Below are 20,088 nucleotides of genomic sequence, written 5' to 3' on the forward strand. Positions count from 1 at the left end.
CTCCAGGCACAGAACCGACGAATCGAGGCAGCATGGCAAACGTCCTGTCCGTCTCCGGAAGTCCTTCGGCCACCTCCCGCACCGGCCGGCTGCTGCGCGGGCTCGACGCCACGCTCACCGCCGAGGGCCACACCGTCGTGCCGCTGGACGTGCGGACGCTGCCCGCCGACGCGCTGCTCGGCGCCCGCTTCGGGCACCCGGCCATCGTCCGGGCCACCGAGCTCTTCGCGGCGGCCGACGGCGTCGTGGTCGGCACCCCCGTCTACAAGGCGGCGTACTCCGGGCTGCTCAAGTGCCTCTTCGACCTGCTGCCGCAGTACGCGCTGGCCGGCAAGACGGTCCTGCCGCTGGCCACCGGCGGCTCGACCGCGCACGTGCTGGCCATCGACTACGCGCTGCGGCCGGTGCTGTCCGCGATGGGCGCCGCGCACATCGTCCAGGGCTGGTTCGTCCTGGACCGGCACATCACGGTCGGCGAGGACGGGACCGTGACGCTCGACCCGGCCGCCGCCGTACCGCTGCGGCAGGTCGTCACCCAGTTCTCGGCCGCCCTCGACTCCCAGGAGGCATCTCGTGACCGCACCGCCCCGGTCCTCAACTGACGTCCAGGCCGCAGCTTCCGGCGAGGCCCAGCGGCCCCGCGCCGGCGTGATCGCCGATGACGCGGAAGCGCTCGCCGTCGCCGCCGCGCTCGCCGCCGACTTCCGGACCGGGGCCTCCCGGCGGGACGCCGAACGCGAGCTACCGCACGCCGAGTTGGACCGGCTCACCGCCACCGGACTGCTGGCGGTCTCGGTGCCGGCGGCCTACGGCGGCGCGGACGTCAGCCTGGCCACGCTCGCCGAGGTCTTCCGGCTGCTGGCGACCGCCGACGGCAGCCTCGCGCAGATCCCGCAGAGCCACTTCGTGTACGTCAACGTGCTGCGCGCCCAGGGCACGCCGGCCCAGCAGAGCTTCTTCTACGGGGAGTTGCTGGCCGGCAAGCGCTTCGGCAATGCCCAGTCCGAGGCCGGCACCAAGCACGTCCAGGACATCCGCACCCGGCTGGAACCAGCCCCCGACGGCGCCGGATACGTCCTGACCGGGGTCAAGCACTACTCCACCGGCGCGCTGTTCGCCGACTGGATCCCGGTGCTGGCCCGCGCCGGGGACGAGGGCGCGCTGCACGTCGCCTTCGTGCCCGCCGACGCACCCGGCGTCACCGTGGTGGACGACTGGGAGGGAATGGGCCAGCGCACCACCGCCAGCGGAACGGTCCGGCTGGAGGGCGTCGAAGTGCCCGCGGACCGGGTGCTCCCGCATCACCTGACCTTCACCGGGCCGCAACTGCACGGCGCCGTGGCCCAGCTGCTGCACGCCGCCATCGACGCGGGGATCGCCGGCGGCGCGCTCGCCGAGGCCGTGGAATTCGTCCGCACCAAGAGCCGCCCGTGGTTCGAGAGCGGCTTCGAGACCGCGGCGGAGGACCCGCTGCTGATCCAGCGCGTCGGCGAACTCGCCCTCCAGGTGCGGGCGTCGGACGCGCTGCTGACCGCGGCGGCCCGCGCGGTGGACGCCGCCCGCGCCGACCTGACCGACGACAGCGCCGCCGAGGCGTCCATCGCGGTGGCGGCGGCCAAGGCCTTCGCGGCGACCGCCGCGGTGGAGGTGTCGGGCGCGCTGTTCGAGCTGGCCGGCACCCGCTCGGCGGCCGGCTCGCTGAATCTGAACCGCTACTGGCGGGACGCGCGCACCCACACGCTGCACGACCCGGCGCGGTGGAAGGTGCAGCACCTCGGCCGGTACGTGCTCAGCGGGATCCGCCCGCCGCGGCACGGGCTGCTCTAGGCCCGCGAAGGCGGCCCGCAGTCCACCCGGCGTCCGCGCCACCAGATGCCGCGCCTCGCCGCGCCGCGTACCCGAAACGGAGACCTCTCGTGACCCTGACCTTCCACTGGTTCCTGCCCACCTACGGTGACAGCCGCCGGGTCGTCGGCGGTGGCCACGGCACCCCGGCGGGCGCCGCGGGCGGCGACCGGCCGGCGACGCTCGGCTACCTCACCCAGATCGCCCGCGCCGCGGAGGACCTGGGCTTCGTCGGCGCGCTCACCCCGACGGGGGCGTGGTGCGAGGACGCCTGGCTGACCACGGCCATGCTCGCCCAGACCACCGAGCGGCTGAAGTTCCTGGTCGCCTTCCGCCCCGGCTCGGTCTCGCCGACGCTCGGCGCGCAGATGGCCGCGACCTTCCAGCGGCACTCCGGCGGGCGGCTGCTGCTCAACGTGGTCACCGGCGGCGAGAGCCACGAGCAGCGTGCCTACGGCGACTTCCTCGACAAGGACGCGCGCTACGCCCGCACCGGTGAGTTCCTGCACATCGTGCGGGAGTTGTGGGCGGGCCGCACGGTCGACCTGGCCGGCGAGCACCTGCGGGTGGAGGGGGCCAGGCTCAGCCGGGTGCCGGACCCGGTGCCGGAGGTCTACTTCGGCGGTTCCTCGCCGGCCGCCGGCGACGTCGCGGCGCGGTACAGCGACGTGTACCTCACCTGGGGCGAGCCGCCGGCCGCCGTCGCGGAGAAGATCAGCTGGATCCGGGCGCTGGCCGACAAGGCGGGCCGGCAGGTCAGGTTCGGCATCCGGCTGCACGTCATCCCGCGCGACACCGCCGCGCAGGCGTGGGCCGAGGCGGAGCGGCTGCTGGCCGGTTTCGACCCCGCCGCCATCGCCGCCGTCCAGGCGGGGCTGGCCCGCAGCGAGTCCGAGGGCCAGCGGCGGATGCTGGCGCTGCACGGCGGCAGCACGGCCGATCTGGAAATCTCGCCGAACCTGTGGGCCGGCATCGGCCTGGTCCGAGGCGGCGCCGGCACCGCGCTGGTCGGCAGCCACACCGAGGTCGCCGACCGGATCGCGGACTACCACGCCCTGGGCATCGACGAGTTCGTGCTGTCCGGTCACCCGCACGTGGAGGAGGCGTACTGGTTCGGCGAGGGCGTGCTCCCCCTGCTGCGCGCCCGCGGCCTGTGGACCCACCCCCTCGACACCGTCCCCGGCGCGCGGGACACCGCCCCCGCCGAGATCCCCTTCGCCGGCCGCACCTGAACGGCCCGCGGCCCGCGGGCTCCCCGGCCGGGAAGCGGCGAGCCGGTCAGCCGGTCAGCTCCCGGGTGATGGCGTCTTGCAGCCAGTCGCAGCCGGCTGTTCTTCGCCGGGCCTTCCCCGCTCGCCGACGCCGGGGCCCGTGAGCGTGCCCTGGACCGGGCGCGGGGCGCGGGGCACACTCCGGGAGGCCTTCGCCGAACGCCTGCCGGCGGACCCGCCCCCCGTCCCGACACGGGGCACGCGACGAGTGCCCACCCCGGCCCAAGGGCTGATCCCGGGTCCGCGACCCTTCCGGCCTTCACACGCGCCGCTTTCTGCGTCGCCTCCGCCATTCGCGCATACGGTCTAACCGAATGCCACGCTCTTCACTCTTCTGCCGCGTCCTGGTCCAACCCCCGCACTCGTTGATGACGGTGTGAACACGCCCCCTGGCCAATCGACTTCCGAGGATGCGGACCGCCTGTTCCCGGGCTCCGCTCCATCTCCGCAGACGTTCACTCCCGTGGACGGCGTGGAGGACTCGATGAGCGCTCGCCCTCGGGACTCGCACCACGGACGGCCCCACCATGTATGAATACGACACTTACAGGGTGTTGGACCCCGACTGGGTCGCTCCCCGGCCGGTGCAGTTGCCGGAGCCCTTTCCCGAAGCGCAGCCCGACGACACCGGAACGCAATGGGACATCGATGCCGAGTTCGAGTACCTGTTCCAGTCGCCGGTCCCGGCGGCGGCCCCGCCGCCCCAGGCGGCCCGGCCCGCCATGCCACGGGTCAACCACCGCCGCAGACGTCCGCGCGTCGTGCGGGTGCGGCGGTCGGCCGTCCTCGGGATGGCCATCGCGGGGGTCACCGCCGCGGTCACCGGCACGGTGAGCGTGCTCGGCGCGATGGTCGCCTACGCTCCGCTGCGCCAGCTGGCCACCCCGACCACCGAGGGCCTGGCCTCCTCGTGGCCGCTGCTGGTGTACGGCCCGTGGCTCGTCGGCAGCCTGTCCATCCTGAACGCCGCCGCGAACCGGCGTTCAGAGCGGGCGGGGTGGGCCGCGATGATCCTCTTCTCCGTGATCGCCACGGCTCTGTGCGTCGTCCACGCCCCGAGAACGGTCACCGCGAGCGCCGTCGCCGGCCTGCCCCCCTTCTCCGCGCTGGCCAGCTTCCTGCTCCTCTCCCGCCAGATCACCCTTCTTCGCCCCCGCCGGACGAAGCTCCCGCACCAGCGCAAACACTGACCCCGGCGAAAGACGGAAAGGTCGGCGTGCGCCTCAAGGAGAACGACCGGACGATGATTGAAAACCCGCGGACAGAAGGCTGGTTCGTCTGGGGCATGCACTCCACCGACCTTCCCGACGCCCCGGGCGTCCCCCTTCTGGTGGTGGAGCTCCCCGCAGTCAAGGAAATGATCGAGATGCTCGCGCAGGGATACGTCACCGGGCACGAACTCCACGAGGCGCTGGACGCCTTCGCCCAGCGGATCAGCCCGCCGGACTCCCCGAGCTACTACACCGAGAGGGAGACCACCGGCTACGACTGCCCGCACGCCTGCCCCGTGTGCGCCGACGCGAGAGCGGAGTTCGACGCGATCGCGACCGAGTCGTTCATGCACAAGGTGCGGCTCGCCGATCCGGACCGCTACCCCTACGCGGCAGGCAAGAACACCCTGCACCGGAGCGACTGCCCCCGGGTCGCGCGGTATGTCGGCCGGGCGGAACTGGTGGGTTCGGCATGGTCCCTCGCCTGCCTGCCCGCCTTCGCCCACCACGGGGTGTGCAGCACCACGTGGGCGGCCGGGATGAAGGTCATGACGGCGGAGGAGGCCACGGAATGGGTGAGGTGGCAGACCGACCCCCGCCAGGGCACCGGCTACAAACTCTGCTGCCACTGCCTGTCCCCCGTCCCCGGGCCCGCGGCCGACGAGGAGAGCACGTTCGAGGTCAACTACTGGCCCGCGGACAGCACGGCCACGTGGGGCTGAGTCCTCCGCGGAACACCGGCACGTCGCCCCCGGTCGCGCTGCTCAGGAGTCGTAGGGATTCCGCATCGCGTGGCGGCGCCGGGCAGCTGCGAGGACGTCCTGCGGGAAGCGGTCGCCGGCTACGTAGTGGCGGCCCTTGGTCCGGCCGACGGCAGCGAGGATGCCCGACCTGACGAGGCCCTGCATGTCCCGAGTGGCCTGCTGAGAGTTCAGCCCTTCGCTCTTTTCGTAGCGCGAGCGGCGCACGCGTCCGGCTATGGCCACTTCGTGCAGGGCGGCCGACTTCACGGAGCACCTTGTAGTAGTCCCAGGTGTTCCCGGGCATCCCCAGCCATTCCTCGATGGAGGAGAACGCGGGCGCGAGAACGTGCTGCCGGGCGATGACGAGGGTTTGCAGGCTGCGGGACGACTCACCACGGACGACCCCGTGGTGGCGGGCCGCACCGGGACGGGTGCCGGGATGCCTTGGCCCGGGGCGATACCGCGTGGAAGGCTGGCGCGATGCGCAAGGACCTCCTGGACTGGACTGCTGTCGCCGCTGAGAACTTCGCCTTCCCCACCGGGGTCGCGCCGCGGCTGATCGGCGACGAGTTGGCGGCGATGCTCGTCTCCCCCGACCCGCGGGTGCGCGACGAGCACGCCTACACGGCAGCCGCCGGCTGGATCCGCGCCGGGCATCTCGACGATGTGCTGGTCGCCATGGGCGACACCGCCGCCGAGCGCTTCACCCATCCCGAGGTCCAGGCACGCGCGTTCGCGCCGCTGGTGCTCAAGTGCGTGCTGGCCAGGGGCCAGAGGCTGCCGGGCGCCGTGCCGGAAGCGGTCGCGCTCCGCTGGTACGCCGGCTTCGCCGCCTGGTATCCGTACGAGGCCGACACCCGCGGCTGGGACGACACGACGGGCTGGCTGCACGCCGTCGCCCACGGCGCCGACGCGGCCGCGGCCTTCGCCGCCGCGCTGCCCGACCGCCGCACCGCCCTGCTGGAGCTGTGCGCACACCGCATGACGGCCCGGCCCACCGGCTACCGCTACGTCCAGTTCGAGGACGCGCGGCTGGCCGCGGCGATCACCCGCACCCTCCTCGCGCCCGGACTCACCGCCGAGCAGGCGACGGGCTGGCTCGACGTGGTGGCGGCCGCCTTCGCGGACGGCGGCCCCGGCGCCGTCCCGGCATGGGCCTTCAACACCTTCGCCACCCTGCAGTCCCTGCACCTCCACCTGAACCGCGGCCTGGCCGAGGGCGGTGTCCCGCCGCACGCCGCCGAAGTGACCGCCCGCGTCACCGAGATCCTCCGCCTGCCCTACCACTGGCTGGGCTGAGGCGGCGCCGCGACGACCTGCTCCAAATCGCAGCGCCCCGCCGTGGTCAGTCCAGGAGGCCTGGCCCGCACGGCGAAAGGCCCCGGGCGTGAGGCTCGGGGCCGGACGGTGTGCGAGGAGCCGTCAGTTGCGCGGCGTCCCGTAGTACGTACCGACCTGCTCGCGGTAGCCGGCGTCGTCCTCGGTGGCCCTGCTCCTGTCGAACTCGGGGGCGTTCTTGATGTCGTCCTTGGAGCGGGCGACCAGGATCCGCCGCTTCAGGACGTCCACCGAGGTGACCGTGCCCGCCGGGAGCAGGACGTGCTTGCCGAGGATCCAGATCCCGGTGTCCACGACGAGGTAGGAGGAGTCGACGGTGTCGGAATACTTGGAGACCCTGCCGATCCCGCCGTCGGTCGCCTCGACCTTGAAGCCGCTCAGGTCCGATCCCGCGCGGTGGCCGGCCGTCGCCTGGTAGGCCCACATCTTGTCAGTCACTGGGTGACCTCTCATAGCTTGGGTGCGTTGCTGGGAATCCCGTCTCAGGGATCGGTGAACGCCCCTCCGCCCGTGTCTGCCCCGAAAGCGGGGGTTCACACCGGCATGCCGCCGTATGCCGCCGTATGCCGCCGCGCTTCGGCGGCGGATCGGGACCGATGGTGTTATGTGGTGACGTGAACGTACAGCGGCGCCGGTTCCAGGAGATCCCGGTCGACCGGTCGGAGGGATTCGGGGAGCGCCTGCTGGGGGTGCTGCTCGACCGCGCCCACGAGATGCCGCCGGACCTCATCGCCCCGCTGGTCGCGGAGGAGGTGGCCAGGTTCGGCGGCCGCGACGTGTCCGTACTGCTCCAGGACTACGAGCAGTTGATGCTCATGCCGCTGCCCGGCCGGGGGCTCACGGTCGGGGCGCCGCAGCCCATCGGCGAATCCCCCGCGGGGGCGGCCTTCCTGGGGGCGCGGACCGTCGAGGTGCCGCAGGACGGCGGGACGAGGATGTTCCTGCCGCTGCTGGACGGCAGCGACCAGGTGGGGGTCATGGCCCTCACCCTGGACACGGTGGGTGACGACGACCGGCGGCTGCTGCGCCGGCTGGCCGGGCTGGTCGCCGACATGGTGGTCACCAAGGACAGCTACACCGACCTCTTCACCCTGGCCCGGCGGCGGGCCCCGATGAGCGTGGCCGCCGAGATCCAGTGGTCGCTGCTCCCGCCGCTGCGCATGGCCGTTCCCCAGGTGGAGATCGCCGGGATTCTGGAGCCCGCCTACGACGTGGCGGGCGACAGCTTCGACTACGCCCTGAACGGCGACGTCCTGCACCTCGCCATGATCGACGCGATGGGGCACGGGCTGAGCGCCGCCGTCATGGCCACCGCCGCCATCGGTGCCTACCGGCACTCCAGGAGGAGCGACGTCGGCCTGTCCGGGATCTACGCCTACATGGACGAGGTCATCGCCGAGCAGTTCGGGCCGGAGCAGTTCGTCACGGCCCAGATGATGCGGCTGAACGTGGCCACCGGCCACCTCCAGTGGGTCAACGCCGGCCACCCGTGGCCCCTGCTCATCCGCGGCGACGAGGTCGTCGGGGAGCTGGAGGGCAGTACGACCCTCCCGGTCGGATTCGGCGGCCAGGAACCCCTCGTCAGCGAGCGGACCCTGCGGCCCGGCGACCGCGTGCTGTGCTTCACCGACGGCCTCGTCGAGGAGCACTCCAGCGGGGGCGAGGAGTTCGGCCTCCCCCAGCTCATCGAGGTCATCTGCGACGTCGCGCGACGCCGGCCCGGCACCCGGGCCATGGTGCGCGACCTCTCACGCGCGCTGAAACGGGCCCGCGGCGGCGTCACCAGCGACGACGCGACGATCCTGCTCGTGGAATGGCGCGGCGGCACCGCGGACCACCTGACGGTGCTCGACTGACACCTGTCGGCTCTCGGCGCCGGCCCTGACCGAAGGTGGTACGTCCGGGCGGTGGCCGGATCGGCGCCGACGACCGTGGTGCCGGGGCGGCCGGCGAACCGCCCGTCGCCGGCGATGTGGTCCAGCCCGGCCTCCCCGGGAGCCCGGCAGGCGAAATCGATCCGCCCCGCGTCACCACCCACGACGTCCCCTTCTCCGTGCGCCGTCCCGCCGGACGGGATCCGGCGCGCGTCCCCGCTCCGGGCGGACCCGTCGAGCACGCACCGCGACCTTACGGCCGGTGTAGCGCGGGTGATATGGCGTCAGGGCGGTGCTAATGTCGCGCTCACCATGCTTCCGGGGGGGAGACTCACATGAATTCGCGTGCCCGCGCCGCGTCCAGAGCCTTGTTGGCCGGATGTGTCGCCCTTGCCGTCGCCACCGCCTTGTCGTCCGCGCCGGCGACGGCCGACAGTCCTGCCGCGTCGGGGCCTTCCGAGGTCGCCGTGATCCCGCCGAACGACACGATGGTTCCGGCCACCGACCGCGTGCTGGCCGCCGGGGTCAGCGGCTTCCTGCACCAGCGGCAGGGGGTGGCCGGCGTGGTGTGGACGGGCTATGCCACCGGCGCCGACCGTACGCTGCCGGCCCTGGCCGGGCTTCCGGGCGCGAGTTTCGTGTCGGCGGGCGGCGACGCCCTCTTCTGGCTGGACGTCAACGCGGGTGTGCTCCGGGTCGCGGCGCCCGACCACGACTCGCCGACCACTTACCCGATCCCCGCCGGGTGGACCGTCGCGGATCTGGCGGAGAACGGGACCAGGGCGCTGGCGTTCAAGCCGGTGAGCTCGGCGGGTCCCGGGCAGCTGGAGGTGCTGGACCTGGGGGCGGACGGCGGCGTCACCCCTGTGCCGGTCACCGGCCTGCCCGACGGCGCGCTGATCTCGGCCACCCCGACGAACGGCACGACGGACGGCGATCGGCACGGGATCGTGCAGTACCAGGCCCGCACGGGGGCGGCGACGCAGTACGCCCTGGTGGACCTCGACACCGGCGCGGCCGTCCCCGTACCGGGGATGAGCGGCGCCACGCGGGTGCTCCTCACGCCCTCGGACGTCGCCTGGGTGCTGCGCGACACCACGCACGTCGCGACGGTGGTCAAGATGCTGCCGCAGAGCGCCGTCCTGGACGGCTCCGCCGCCTCCATGACGCCCGCCTCGGTGACCATCCCCGACCTGGCGTCGTACACCTTCCTGCCGGTCGGCGACCACCTGCTGACCGTCGAGACGCAGTCCCTCGCCGCGCCGGCCCCCAAGCCCCTGGTCGACCACCCCTTCGGCGGCGGCGACGCGACGACCGTGATGGGTGCCGACCTCGGGGCGCCGGCCGCGGCCTCCGACGGCTCGGTGCTCTCCGTCGGCGGGGCGGACGCCACCGTGTCGGGGGTGCACCGCTACCAGGCCGCGGCGGGCGGCGCGCTGGCCGACACCACCGTGCTCGACCTGCCGCCCCTGCCGTCGACCAACGCGGGGCTCTCGCTGGCCAACGGATTCCTGCGGCACATCGAGAACATCCCGGCCGCCGGCGCCCAGCAGGCGCACCTGGCCCTGCACAACTACCCGATCGCAGCGGGCACGGACACCGGCTCGGGCCGCTTCGGCGGGTCGTACCCCGCGACCCTGCCGGCCACCGCGCTGCCCTGCGAGGCCGGCAAGAGCTGCGTGCGCACCGTCGACGGCAACTGGTACGGGACGTCCTTCCTGATGGCCGACGGGCCCGGCCCCGACAGCCGGATCCACAGCGAGATCGACGGCGCCACCAGCACGATGACCGTCCCGCTGCCCTTCGAGGGCGGGCGGATCGTGGACGCCTCGCTCGACTACCAGGTGGTCGAGAGCGCGACGACGCAGTACGTGGTCCAGACCGGCCAGCGGGAGGTCAGCGCGCGGGGACCGGTCACCGGCGCCGCCCTGTGGGACAACACCTTCTGGCAGGCGTCGACGACCGGGGCCGCGGGTACGGTCAACGCCTTCGACCTGACCTCCTACCCGACCAAGGCCGTCCGCAGCATCGCGACCGGGGTCGCGTGCCGCCCGACCGAACTCCAGGTCTCCCAGCACTGGCTCTACTGGTCCTGCGGGACCACCGGCCACGCGGGCGTCTACGACCTCGCCTCCGGGCGGAAGATCGCCGTGCCCCCGGGGCGGGCGCTGCTCGGCGACGGCTACCTGGTGCAGCACGACGCCGCCGCGGGCCGGCTGGTCATGACCGACTTCCACTCGGGCACGGCGGCAGCTCCCGTCAGGCTCGCCGACCTGCCCGACTCCGGGCTCACCGACGACCGCGGCATCACCTTCGCCGTCGACCGCCACGGCTCGGACGTCGCCTACGTCGCGGCCGACCGCACCGTGCACGTGCTCGCGCCCGGCGTGCCGGCCTCCCCGCTGACCGCGACCGCGCCGACCGGCCAGCAGCAGGTCTACCCGAGGTCCAGCAGCACGGGCGTCTTCAACGCCTACATCACCCTCGACCGTCCGGTGGACGGCTGGCAGCTGACCATCAGCGACGCCGCCACCGGCAAGACCGCCGCCACCTTCAACGGCGGCCCGGCGCACGAGATCGTGAGCGTGCAGTGGGGCGGCCACCTCGCAAGCGGCGCCCTGGCGCTGAGCGGCCCGTACAAGTGGAAGCTCACCGCGACCGCCGGCGGCGCCGCCACCGCCGTCCAGGGCGCGTCCGGCACGCTCGTGGTCTTCTGCGGGGCGCTGCGCTTCCGCAGCTACGACTGCGACGGCCAGCAGGCCATGCTCGGCGTCAGGCACGGCCCCTACGGCGGCTACGAAGGCCACTGGTGGGGCGCCACCGCGACGGGCGGCCTGGTCGACGGCGGATACACCGACGACTGGATTCCCGGCACGGGCCCGGGTGACACCTCCGCGCTGGTCCCCTTCGGCGACATCAACGGCGACGGCACGGGCGACCTGCTGGCGCGCGACCCGTCCGGTGTCCTCACCGCCTACCTCGGCTTGGGCCAGGCGTACTTCAACACCGGGGAAGCCGACGTCAAGCGCGTCCGCATCGGCGGCGGCTGGAACATCTACAACACGCTGCTGTCCACCGGCGACCTCAACGGGGACGGGCACGACGACCTCGTCGCCCGCGACGCCGCGGGAGTGCTGTGGTTCTACGCCGGCACCGGGAAGTCGTCCCTCACGTCCCGGGTGCGGATCGGCGGCGGCTGGAACACGTACACCAAGCTGGTCGCGACGGGCGACCTCACCGGTGACGGCGCCGGGGACCTGGTCGCCGTGGACGGCTCGGGTGTGATGTGGCGCTACAGCGGCAACAAGCAGGGCGGCTTCACGACCCGGGTGAAGATCGGCGCGGGCTGGACGATGTACAACACGATCGTCGGCTTCGGCGACCTGAGCCACGACGGCAACAACGACCTCGTCGCCCGTGACTCCGCGGGCCGCCTGTGGCGCTACGACGGCACGGCGTCGGGCGTCTTCAGCGGTGCCCGGGTGCAGATCGGCTCGGGCTTCAACTCCTACGTCGGCCTCTACTGACCGCGCCCCTGCCCGCCGCGCTCACCGCGTCAGCCCCAGGCCGGACGCCTGGGGCTGACGGCTAGTCACGACGGGCGCGGGCGCGCTGGGCGCGGCGCCTCATCGTGCGGCGTTCGTCCTCGCTGAGTCCGCCCCAGACACCGGAGTCCTGCCCGGTCTCCAGCGCCCACTCGCGGCACTCGCCCATGACGGGGCACCTGCGGCAGACGGTCTTGGCTTCCTCGATCTTCAGAAGCGCGGGGCCGGAATTGCCGACGGGGAAGAACAGCTCGGGGTCCTCGTCACGGCACGCGGCGCGGTTCTGCCAGTCGGGGGTCATCGTTCCTCCATCGCTCGATCGGCCTTTCGTCTCGGGCCCCGGGGGGCACGTCCTCAGCCGAACACGACGACGAGCGCGGCGGCGAAGACGATCAGAACCGCCGCGGACAGCAGGACGATGCGCCCCAGGGACATCGAGGCCGCGGCATGGTGCCCGGGGCGCCCGTCTCGTGCGTGCTTGTGCGGGTGGCCGACAGACGCGCCGGCAGCCCACGGGTGACTGCTCTGTGTGGTCATCCTGAAATGCGTCATGGTGACCTCCTGACCGCTGAACGGAAATCAAAGCGAAAGAATCCGCACCAACTCTCCCGCCCACGACGGCCGCCCCCGCCCGGAGTGCGGCCGGGGGCCCTTCGCCGGCCGGTCCGGCGGCGCGAACGCCGTGCTCAAAGGGGGTGCCGGGACGCCGTCGCCGCCGGACCGCCCGGCAAGGCCCGGGTCCGTACGGAAGTGCATAACCGTTGGCTATGACGGGGGTTCTTGGACAGGGAGGCGCTCGGGGCCGCACCATCGGACGCGTAGCGGATGCGGCGTCGGTTCGCGGACGCGGTGCGGACGAAGGGGAGATCGACTGTGCGGTACCGGCTGCTGGGCCAGACCGGGTTGCGTGTCTCGGAGTTGTTCCTGGGTGCGATGACCTTCGGTGAGCAGGGCGGCGTGGGGGCGCCGCCGGAGGAGTGCGGGCGCATGCTCGACGCGTACGCCGACGCCGGCGGGAATGTGGTCGACACGGCGATCAACTACCGGGGCGGGGAGAGCGAGGCCATCCTGGGGGAGCTGCTCGAAGGCCGCCGCGACCGCTTCGTGCTGGCCACGAAATACACCGTCTCCCGGGACGGCAGCGACCCGAACGCCGCGGGCAACCACCGCAAGAACCTCACCCTGTCGCTGGAGACGAGCCTGCGGCGGCTCCGCACCGACTACATCGACCTCTACTGGGTGCACCTGTGGGACCGGCACACCCCGGTCGAGGAGACGATGCGGGCCCTGGACGACGCCGTGCGCACCGGGAAGATCCTCTACGTGGGCATCTCCGACGCCCCCGCATGGGTCGTCTCCCGCGCCAACACCCTTGCCGAGTGGCGCGGTTGGACGCCCTTCGCGGGCCTCCAGGTCCCCTACAGCCTGCTCAACCGCGACAGCGAGCGCGAACTGCTGCCCATGGCCGAGGCGTTCGGGATGAGCGTGGCCGCCTGGGGGCCGCTGGCCGGCGGGGTGCTCTCGGGCAAGTTCACCCGGCCCGGCGGACCCGGCGGGGCCACCCGGGTCGCGCCCGAGTCGCTCGGCGAGCGCGAACTGGCCGCGGCGCGGGCCGTGCAGGAGGTCGCGGGCGAGCTGGGGGTCACCGCGTCGCAGGTGGCCATCGCCTGGACCCGCGCCCGGTCCCGTGCCGTCCACCCGATCATCGGCGCCCGGAGCGTGGAGCAGCTCAAGGACAACCTCGGCGCCCTCGACGTCGCGCTGCCCGCGGAGGCGGTCGAACGCCTGGAGGCGGCGGTGGACTTCACCGCGGGCTTCCCCACCGACTTCATCGACCAGACCGGCCCGTGGGTCTTCGGCGACGCGTCGGCGAGGGTCGACGGGAGGGCCTGACCTGAACGGGCCTTCCGGGGCCCGCCCGGCCGGGCGGGCCCCGTAGGGCGTCAGCGGGTCAGGATGGCGCCCGAGGCGAAGGAGTCGCCGTTGTCGCTGGAGACGTAGTGCCAGCCGCCGACGGTGAGGTGGCTGCCCGAGGCGGCCACGGCGGAGACGCCCAGCGGGAGTCGGGGGTCGTTCTCGGGCAGGCCGAGGGACTTCCAGCCCGCGGCGGGGGTCCAGGCGAGGCCGACCGCCGCGTCGTCGTTGCCGCCGACGACGGCGAGGCCGCCGTGCGGGCGCAGGGTCAGCGCCTGCAGGGCGAAGGTGCCCGCGGGCAGGGGCACCTGGGCCCACGAGGTGCCGTTCCAGTGGAGGGCAAGACCCGCGGGCCGCTGCTTGTCGGTGTCGCGGGACCATCCCACCGCCCACACGTCGTCGGGCGTGCGCGCGGCGATGTCGAAGAGGACCGAGGAGTCGGGGAAGGCGGGGGTCGCGGTCCGCGTCCACTGCTGCCCGTCCCAGTGCACGACGAGGGACTGGCCGCTGTCGTAGTCCGCGCCGACCACCCAGACGTCGTCCGGTGCGACCTCGTCGACCTGGTAGAGGCCCCAGTTGTCCGACCCCGGAATCCGCACGTTCCGCCACTTCTGCCCGTCCCAGTGCTGGACGACGGGGACTTGGGCCCAGGTGTCCTGCGCGTAGCCCTCGCCCACCGCCCAGGCGTCCTGTCCTGAGAGCGAACTCACCGACAGCAGGCTGGCGCTGACCGTGCCGGCGGGCAGCGTCCTGTCGGCCGTCAGCTTCCACGAGCCGGCGGCGTAGCGGCCGACCAGGACTCCCTGGGTGTCCGCTCCCTGGTCGCCGACGAAGAAGGCCGAGCCGTCGGAATTCGTGGCGATGTCGTTGATCCTGCTGTCCCACGCGCCGGCACCCTTGAGCGGCAACTGCCGCCAGGTGTCGCCCTTCGCGAGGTCGCGCTCGTAGAGCGTGGGGGTGAATCCGGTGGTCGCGTCGTCCGGGTCCGTCAGGACCTGAGCGCCGGCGGCCCAGGTGACCGACGGCGTCGGCTGCGCCACGCTCATCACCGAGACGGGGCCGGTGGACGTCTCCGCCCACGTACCGCTGCCCGCCGCCGCTGCCACGGCCGGGCCGCTCACGGCCAGCGTCACGGCTCCCGTGGCGGCGAGGATCTGCGCTGCCCTGCGTTGGAACGACACGTTGGAATCTCCCTTCGCGGAGGAGCGGTCCTCCTCCCTTCTCATCGACGCGGCACGCCCCCGGAGGCGTTACTTCCGGTCCGCGGGCAGCCGTCCGCGCGACTGCCGTACGTTCACAGGCGGGAGAGGACCGCGCGGGCCGCGACGCCGACGGCCTCGCGGGCCTCCTCGGAGTCGTCCCGCGTCTCGAAGCCGTGCTCCGCCGACGGCACGTCGACGACCCTGACGTCCACCCCCGCGGTGTGCGCGGCCGCCAGGAAGTCCCCCACCGTCGCGGCGAACTCGGGGCGCTCGCGGCCCACCCGGGTCAGCACGACCGGCAGCCGCCCCGCGCCGCGCACCGCCTCCGCGGGCCGGAAGCGCGGCCCCACCCCCCACCCCGGCAGCGGCGCAAGCAGCGGATACGACAGCGCGAGGCACCGCAGCCAGGGCGGCGGCGCCGCGAGCCAGTCCGCCGCGATCAGCCCGCCCACCGACAGGAACCACAGCGCCACCCGCTCGGCGTCGACCCGCGGGTGCGCCCGCACCAGCGCGACCGCGTCCCGTACGTCCCGCGCCGCCCGCTCGAAGTCGGACAGGCCGTGCAGCCGGTGGTCCACCGTGGCGCCGACCGCGCCGAGGTCCGCCAGGAGGCGGGCGTAGCCGACCAGGGCCGGCCAGTCGCGCGGTGTGGGCCGCGCCCCCTCGGGGACGGGCCCGCCGTGCACGAGCACCACCGCGGGGCCGGGCCCGTCCCCGTCGGGCAGGTGGAGGTCCACCCGGCCCACCCGCTCGCGCGGGCGCTCCGGCACGTCGATGAGGAACGGCCGCAGGTGCGCGGGCGGTTCGGCCGCCGACGGCCCGCGCGCGGCGGCCCCCTCGCCCGCCGCGGCGCGCAGCAGGACCCGGGCCGTCGCGTCCGGTTCCGACAGCATCGGCCAGTGCCCGGTGGCCATTTCCAGGTAACTCACGTGCGGGGCGGCGAGGTAGGCGAGCCGGGGGTCGCCGAGGGCGAGCGCCCTCTCGACCATCGCGAGGCTCGACCCGTTCGCGGCGCACAGCACGCCGGTCACCGGCACCGTGCCGGACGCGCCCGCGGAGCCGTTCAACCGCAGCGGCTGCGCCAGCGTCGCCCACGGCTGCGGCACGGCCTGCCGCACCAGGCGTTCCGCCCCTGCCGGGCCGAGCCCCTCGAAACTGCCGCGCCCGCGCCACCCCTCCTCCGACGGCGGCGCCGACACCCCTTCGGCTCCCGGCCCCCCGATCCGCCGCAGCGCCTCCTCGCGCAGGGCCTGCTCCGGTACGAGCGCGGCCGGCGGGTCCCCGTCCTGCGGCATCGGGGTGTCGACCAGGACGATCCGCGCGACCCGGTCCGGCAGCCGGTCCGCCGCGCCGACCACCGGGTGGACGCCGTAGCAGTGGCCGACCAGCACGACCTCGCGCGCGCCGGTCTCCCGCACCGCCCGCAGCACGTCCGCGATGTGCGACTCAAGGTCCGCGCCCGCGCCCCCTTCCCGTTCGCCCATGCCGCTGAGCGTCAGGCAGTACGCCTCCGCGCCCGCCTCCCGCAGCCGCCCGGCCACCTCCTGCCAGATCCATCCGCCGGTGTGCAGCCCCGGCACCAGGACGAACGCCGTACCAGCCGCCATCTCCGCCTCCTCCCACGCCCCGTCCGCGCCTTGCGCGCGCACGCCCGGACGGCGGTCCGCCGCCCGGTCCGCCGGTAACGTAGGAACTCCCCCTGAGGGAGGTTCAAGCCATGCCACCCGACCACCTGTGGAGCATCGGCGAGCTGGCCGAGCGCGGCGGCGTCAGCGTCAAGACCGTGCGGTTCTACTCCGACCGCGGCCTGCTGCCCGAGGCCCACCGCAGCGCGGGCGGGCACCGCAGATACGGCCCCGGGGCGCTGGACCGGCTGGGCACCATCCGGTCGCTGCGCGCGCTCGGACTCGGCGTCCCCGCCATCGCGCGCGTCCTGCGCGAGGACGGGGCGGACGGCGGCGTGCTGGACGCGGTCCCGGCCGGCGGCGCGCTGGAGGACGCCGTCGCGGGCCGCCTGCGCGAGGTCGGCTCGCGGCTGGCCGCGCTGCGCTGGCAGGAGACGGCGCTGCGGCTGCTGCACGACTGCGGCCCCGGGGAGCGGGCCGAGCGCCTGCGGCTGCTCGGCGCGGTGTGCGCGACCGCGGCGCCGCCCAGCACCGTCGCGATGGCGCGCTTCTGGCGGCGCTGGCTGCCCCCGCGGATGCCGCAGCGGATCGTCGTACGCGTCGTCGAGCTGGCCGTCCCGCAGCCCCCCGACGACCCGACGCCCGAGCAGGCACTCGCTTTCGCCCGGCTGCACGCCTTCGTCTCCGCCGACTGCACGGGCCGCACCGGCAGCGGCCAGCCCGCCGCCCACGGCCCGGACACGGGGCACCGGCCCGGCGTGCTCTACGAGGGCCTGGAGGAGGCCTACGAACTGGCGGCGCCCCATCTGCGCGCCGGCCGCCCCCCGCACGCGGGTGAGGCGCTCGACTGCTTCGTCGCGGCATACGCGACCTCCCAGCGGGTCCCCGACACGGCCGCCTTCCGCCGCGGCCTGGGCTCCGTCCTGGCGGCCGACCCCCGCATCGACCACTACTGGGACCTCGTCGCCCGCATCACCGGCCCCGCCCAGCCCACCCCGGGAGCCGCCCACACCTGGCTCACCACCGCTCTCGCGCCGCACTGACCCGGCGGCCGACCCGCCGCCCCGCCCCGCCGTCCGGTCCGCGAGACCCGATCCCGCCTGCCGAGGCACGACCTGCCGGGCGCACGGGCCCGTGAGACGGTGGAAGGAAGGCCCCGAGCGGCCGCGCGGTGACGCGTGCAGCGAAGCCGCGCCCAGGAGAGGACGACCTGAGCATGAGAGCACTGGAGACGATCGGCTTCTCACTGCTGGTGATCGGCATCTGCGTCGCCACCTTCGTGGTCCTGATGGGCGGCCCGCATTACTGGCGCAAGTAGGAGCGGGCCGAATTCCCTTCCCGGCGGCCCGTGGTGACCACCGGGGCGACGGCCTGACGGGACGGCGGGCCGGCCCGCGGAACCGGTCCGGCGTCGGCATCAAGGAGAGCGGCCGGACGATCAACCCCGCGCGGGCCGGGCGGATGAGACTGGGCTCATGACCTCTGAGGGGTATGTGACCGGTCCGCAGTCCGTGGCGGCGGCCGGCGGTGGTGTCGAGGGCGGGCCGGCCGTGGAGAGCGGGGGTGCCGGGGCCGCGGCGTGGGCGCCTGTCGCGGCGCTCACGCTGGGGATCGCGGCGCTGGTGGCCGGTGAGTTCCTGCCGGCGAGCGTGCTGCCGGCCATGGCGTCGGACATCGGTGTCAGCGAGGGGACCGCGGGGCTGGCCGTCGCGGCGACCGCGGTCGCGGGCGCGGTGACCGCTCCGACGATCGCCGTGCTGCTGCCGCGTACGGACCGCAGGACCGTGCTGGTCGGTCTGCTCGCGGTGGCCGTGCTGTCCAACGCGGTGGTGGCGGTGACCCCGAACTTCCCGCTGCTGCTCGTGGGCCGGCTGCTGCTGGGCGCCGCCATCGCCGGATTCTGGTCGTTCGCGCTCGGGGCGGGGACGCACGCGGCGCCGGGGCGGGACCATGTCGTGTCCACGAGCCTGGCGCTGGGGGTCAGCGCGGCCACCATCATCGGCGTGCCGCTCTCCTCGGTCCTCGGTGACGCGGTGGGCTGGCGGCCGGTCTTCTGGGCGGCCGCCGGGCTGACCGCCCTGGCGCTGGTCGCGGTGGCGACGACCGTGCCGCCGGTGCCCGCCCAGCCCGGATCGGGGCTCGGCATGCTCCGGCAGGCGCTGGCCAACCGGCGGCTGATGGCCGGGGTGGGCTGCATCGCGCTGGTGGCCTTCGGCAATTTCGCCGCCTACCCGTACATCCGGCTCGCGATCGAGCGGGTCACCGCGGGCAGTACGGTCTGGCTGCTGCTCGGCTGGGGTGTGGGCGGCCTGGCGGGCAACCTCGCGGCCGGCGCGCTCGCCCGCCGCCTCGGGGTCGCCGTGGTCGCCGCGCCCGCCCTGCTGGGCGCGAGCCTGCTGGCGCTGGCGACGGCACCCGGCCTTCCCGCCGCGACCGCGGCCATCGTGGTCTGGGGCTTCGGCTTCAACATGGTGCCGGTCGCCACCCAGTTGTGGGTGACCCGCGCCGAGCCGGGGCGAGTCGAGTCGGCGCTGTCGTTGCAGGTGACGGCCTTCCAGGTGGCCATCACGGCCGGGTCGGCGATCGGCGGGGCCGTGGTCGACGGCGGCGGGGTGCGGGCGGCGCTAGTCGTCGGGACCGTCGCCGCGCTGGCCGGGAGCGTCGGCTTCGGGGTGCTGAGCGGCCGCAGGCCGTGAGCGCCAGGCCTGCGGGGAGCTGCCGTGGTGGGCGGAGAAGGCCCGGCTGAAGGCGGCCGCCGAGCCGTATCCCACGGTGAAGGCGATGCGCTCGACCGGCCGGTCCGTCCCGGCGAGGAGTTCGCGGGCGTGCCGCATGCGCACCTCGCGGAGCACCTGCGCGGGGCTGCGGCCGAAGTCGCGGCGGAAGCGCTCGCCCAGCGACGAGCGGGACAGGTGCGCGACCCGGGCCATGCTCTCCACCGTCCAGGGGCGCCCGGGGTGCGCGTCGAGCGCCGACACCAGTGCGGTGAGCCGCGGGTCGGCGTCCTGCCGGGCGCTGTCGGCGGCGGCCTGCACCATCGCGGCCTGGATCAGCCCGCCGTAACTTGCGGCGAAGAGCGGCCGGCTGTTGCGCGGGTCGAGCGGGCAGATCCGCACCAGCTCGACGATGCCGCGGTTGCTCTCCGCGAAGTCCCGCGCCACCAGCGGGCTCGGCAGCGGCGGGACGGCCCGCAGCCCGCTCACCGCGACCTCGGCCCCGGTCGGCGCGATAAGCCGGTAGGCGCTCGCGGCGCCCACGTGGAAGGCGTCCCCCGCGTGCAGCTCCTCGGCGCCCGCCGCGGTCTCCAGCCGCGCGTCGCCGTCCAGGACCAGCGCCCAGATCGCGCCGTCCGCCCCGTCCAGCTTCTCGCCGGGTGCCAGCCGGCGGACCGTCACGCCCACCATGTCCCACGTCGGCATGACGCCCGCGCCGCTGCCGGGCGCGGGCGTGCCTTCCGCCAGCTCCATGCAGCGGCAAGCGCTCGGGCCGCGCGCGCTATTCCGCGGCACGGGCGGAGGGG

The 20,088-nt window shown here is 74.2% G+C and carries 19 protein-coding genes; 11 read left to right on the plus strand and 8 right to left on the minus strand.

Annotation, left to right across the window (positions count from 1 at the left end):
* Positions 1 to 32: 32 nt before the first annotated feature.
* The 5 genes from ssuE to OG900_18865 all read left to right on the plus strand — a co-directional run bounded on the left by ssuE (position 33) and on the right by OG900_18865 (position 5,049).
* Positions 33 to 602 carry an NADPH-dependent FMN reductase gene (gene ssuE / locus OG900_18845; protein ID WUH91963.1) on the plus strand — a complete coding sequence of 190 codons (570 nt, stop codon included), beginning with the start codon at positions 33 to 35 and terminating at the stop codon, positions 600 to 602.
* A 46-nt stretch (positions 603 to 648) separates the two neighbouring features.
* On the plus strand, positions 649 to 1,827 hold the full coding sequence (locus OG900_18850) for an SfnB family sulfur acquisition oxidoreductase (GenBank protein WUH95826.1): 1,179 nt from the start codon (positions 649 to 651) through the stop codon (positions 1,825 to 1,827).
* 89 nt (positions 1,828 to 1,916) lie between these two features.
* Positions 1,917 to 3,077: an LLM class flavin-dependent oxidoreductase gene (locus tag OG900_18855; protein WUH91964.1), complete on the plus strand. Its 1,161-nt coding sequence runs from the start codon at positions 1,917 to 1,919 to the stop codon at positions 3,075 to 3,077.
* Positions 3,078 to 3,667: 590 nt separating this feature from the next.
* Positions 3,668 to 4,306: a DUF2637 domain-containing protein gene (locus OG900_18860; GenBank protein WUH91965.1), complete on the plus strand. Its 639-nt coding sequence runs from the start codon at positions 3,668 to 3,670 to the stop codon at positions 4,304 to 4,306.
* A 53-nt stretch (positions 4,307 to 4,359) separates the two neighbouring features.
* Positions 4,360 to 5,049, plus strand: coding sequence for a DUF3103 domain-containing protein (locus OG900_18865; protein ID WUH91966.1), 690 nt, complete (start codon positions 4,360 to 4,362; stop codon positions 5,047 to 5,049).
* 42 nt (positions 5,050 to 5,091) lie between these two features.
* On the opposite strand, the gene OG900_18870 is transcribed toward OG900_18865, so the two are convergent.
* A complete protein-coding gene (locus tag OG900_18870; protein ID WUH91967.1) occupies positions 5,092 to 5,337 on the minus strand; it encodes a hypothetical protein in 246 nt (81 codons plus the stop codon).
* Positions 5,338 to 5,550: 213 nt separating this feature from the next.
* Between OG900_18870 and OG900_18875 the strand changes: the two genes are divergently transcribed.
* The gene (locus OG900_18875; GenBank protein ID WUH91968.1) at positions 5,551 to 6,369 is read left to right on the plus strand and encodes a DUF2785 domain-containing protein; all 819 of its coding nucleotides are present in this window, start codon (positions 5,551 to 5,553) and stop codon (positions 6,367 to 6,369) included.
* Between the two features lie 123 nt (positions 6,370 to 6,492).
* On the opposite strand, the gene OG900_18880 is transcribed toward OG900_18875, so the two are convergent.
* On the minus strand, positions 6,493 to 6,846 hold the full coding sequence (locus OG900_18880; GenBank protein ID WUH91969.1) for a PRC-barrel domain containing protein: 354 nt from the start codon (positions 6,844 to 6,846) through the stop codon (positions 6,493 to 6,495).
* 176 nt (positions 6,847 to 7,022) lie between these two features.
* On the opposite strand from OG900_18880, the gene OG900_18885 reads away from it, so the two are divergent.
* Entirely contained in the window at positions 7,023 to 8,264 is a 1,242-nt protein-coding gene (locus OG900_18885; protein WUH91970.1) for a serine/threonine-protein phosphatase, read from the plus strand.
* Positions 8,265 to 8,613: 349 nt separating this feature from the next.
* On the opposite strand, the gene OG900_18890 is transcribed toward OG900_18885, so the two are convergent.
* A complete protein-coding gene (locus tag OG900_18890; GenBank protein WUH91971.1) occupies positions 8,614 to 8,784 on the minus strand; it encodes a hypothetical protein in 171 nt (56 codons plus the stop codon).
* On the opposite strand from OG900_18890, the gene OG900_18895 reads away from it, so the two are divergent.
* A complete protein-coding gene (locus OG900_18895) occupies positions 8,771 to 11,809 on the plus strand; it encodes a VCBS repeat-containing protein (GenBank protein WUH91972.1) in 3,039 nt (1,012 codons plus the stop codon). The two genes, OG900_18890 and OG900_18895, sit on opposite strands and share 14 nt — an antisense overlap.
* Before the next feature lie 61 nt (positions 11,810 to 11,870).
* On the opposite strand, the gene OG900_18900 is transcribed toward OG900_18895, so the two are convergent.
* Positions 11,871 to 12,128 carry a WhiB family transcriptional regulator gene (locus OG900_18900; protein ID WUH91973.1) on the minus strand — a complete coding sequence of 86 codons (258 nt, stop codon included), beginning with the start codon at positions 12,126 to 12,128 and terminating at the stop codon, positions 11,871 to 11,873.
* 53 nt (positions 12,129 to 12,181) lie between these two features.
* On the minus strand, positions 12,182 to 12,379 hold the full coding sequence (locus OG900_18905) for a hypothetical protein (GenBank protein WUH91974.1): 198 nt from the start codon (positions 12,377 to 12,379) through the stop codon (positions 12,182 to 12,184).
* 321 nt (positions 12,380 to 12,700) lie between these two features.
* Here OG900_18905 and OG900_18910 point away from each other — a divergent pair, with 321 nt between their 5' ends.
* A complete protein-coding gene (locus OG900_18910; GenBank protein WUH91975.1) occupies positions 12,701 to 13,720 on the plus strand; it encodes an aldo/keto reductase in 1,020 nt (339 codons plus the stop codon).
* 50 nt (positions 13,721 to 13,770) lie between these two features.
* Here OG900_18910 and OG900_18915 read toward each other — a convergent pair whose 3' ends face one another.
* Both OG900_18915 and OG900_18920 read right to left on the minus strand, forming a co-directional pair.
* Positions 13,771 to 14,922, minus strand: a complete 1,152-nt coding sequence (locus OG900_18915) for a hypothetical protein (GenBank protein WUH91976.1) — start codon at positions 14,920 to 14,922, stop codon at positions 13,771 to 13,773.
* A 113-nt stretch (positions 14,923 to 15,035) separates the two neighbouring features.
* Positions 15,036 to 16,550, minus strand: a complete 1,515-nt coding sequence (locus tag OG900_18920; GenBank protein ID WUH91977.1) for an alpha/beta fold hydrolase — start codon at positions 16,548 to 16,550, stop codon at positions 15,036 to 15,038.
* Positions 16,551 to 16,660: 110 nt separating this feature from the next.
* On the opposite strand from OG900_18920, the gene OG900_18925 reads away from it, so the two are divergent.
* A complete protein-coding gene (locus OG900_18925; protein ID WUH91978.1) occupies positions 16,661 to 17,611 on the plus strand; it encodes a MerR family DNA-binding transcriptional regulator in 951 nt (316 codons plus the stop codon).
* 432 nt (positions 17,612 to 18,043) lie between these two features.
* Positions 18,044 to 19,264, plus strand: a complete 1,221-nt coding sequence (locus tag OG900_18930) for an MFS transporter (GenBank protein ID WUH91979.1) — start codon at positions 18,044 to 18,046, stop codon at positions 19,262 to 19,264.
* Here OG900_18930 and OG900_18935 read toward each other — a convergent pair.
* Positions 19,193 to 20,035: an AraC family transcriptional regulator gene (locus OG900_18935; GenBank protein WUH91980.1), complete on the minus strand. Its 843-nt coding sequence runs from the start codon at positions 20,033 to 20,035 to the stop codon at positions 19,193 to 19,195. The genes OG900_18930 and OG900_18935 overlap by 72 nt on opposite strands.
* Positions 20,036 to 20,088 lie beyond the last annotated feature (53 nt).

The organism is Streptomyces sp. NBC_00433, assembly GCA_036015235.1.
Lineage (GTDB): Bacteria > Actinomycetota > Actinomycetes > Streptomycetales > Streptomycetaceae > Actinacidiphila.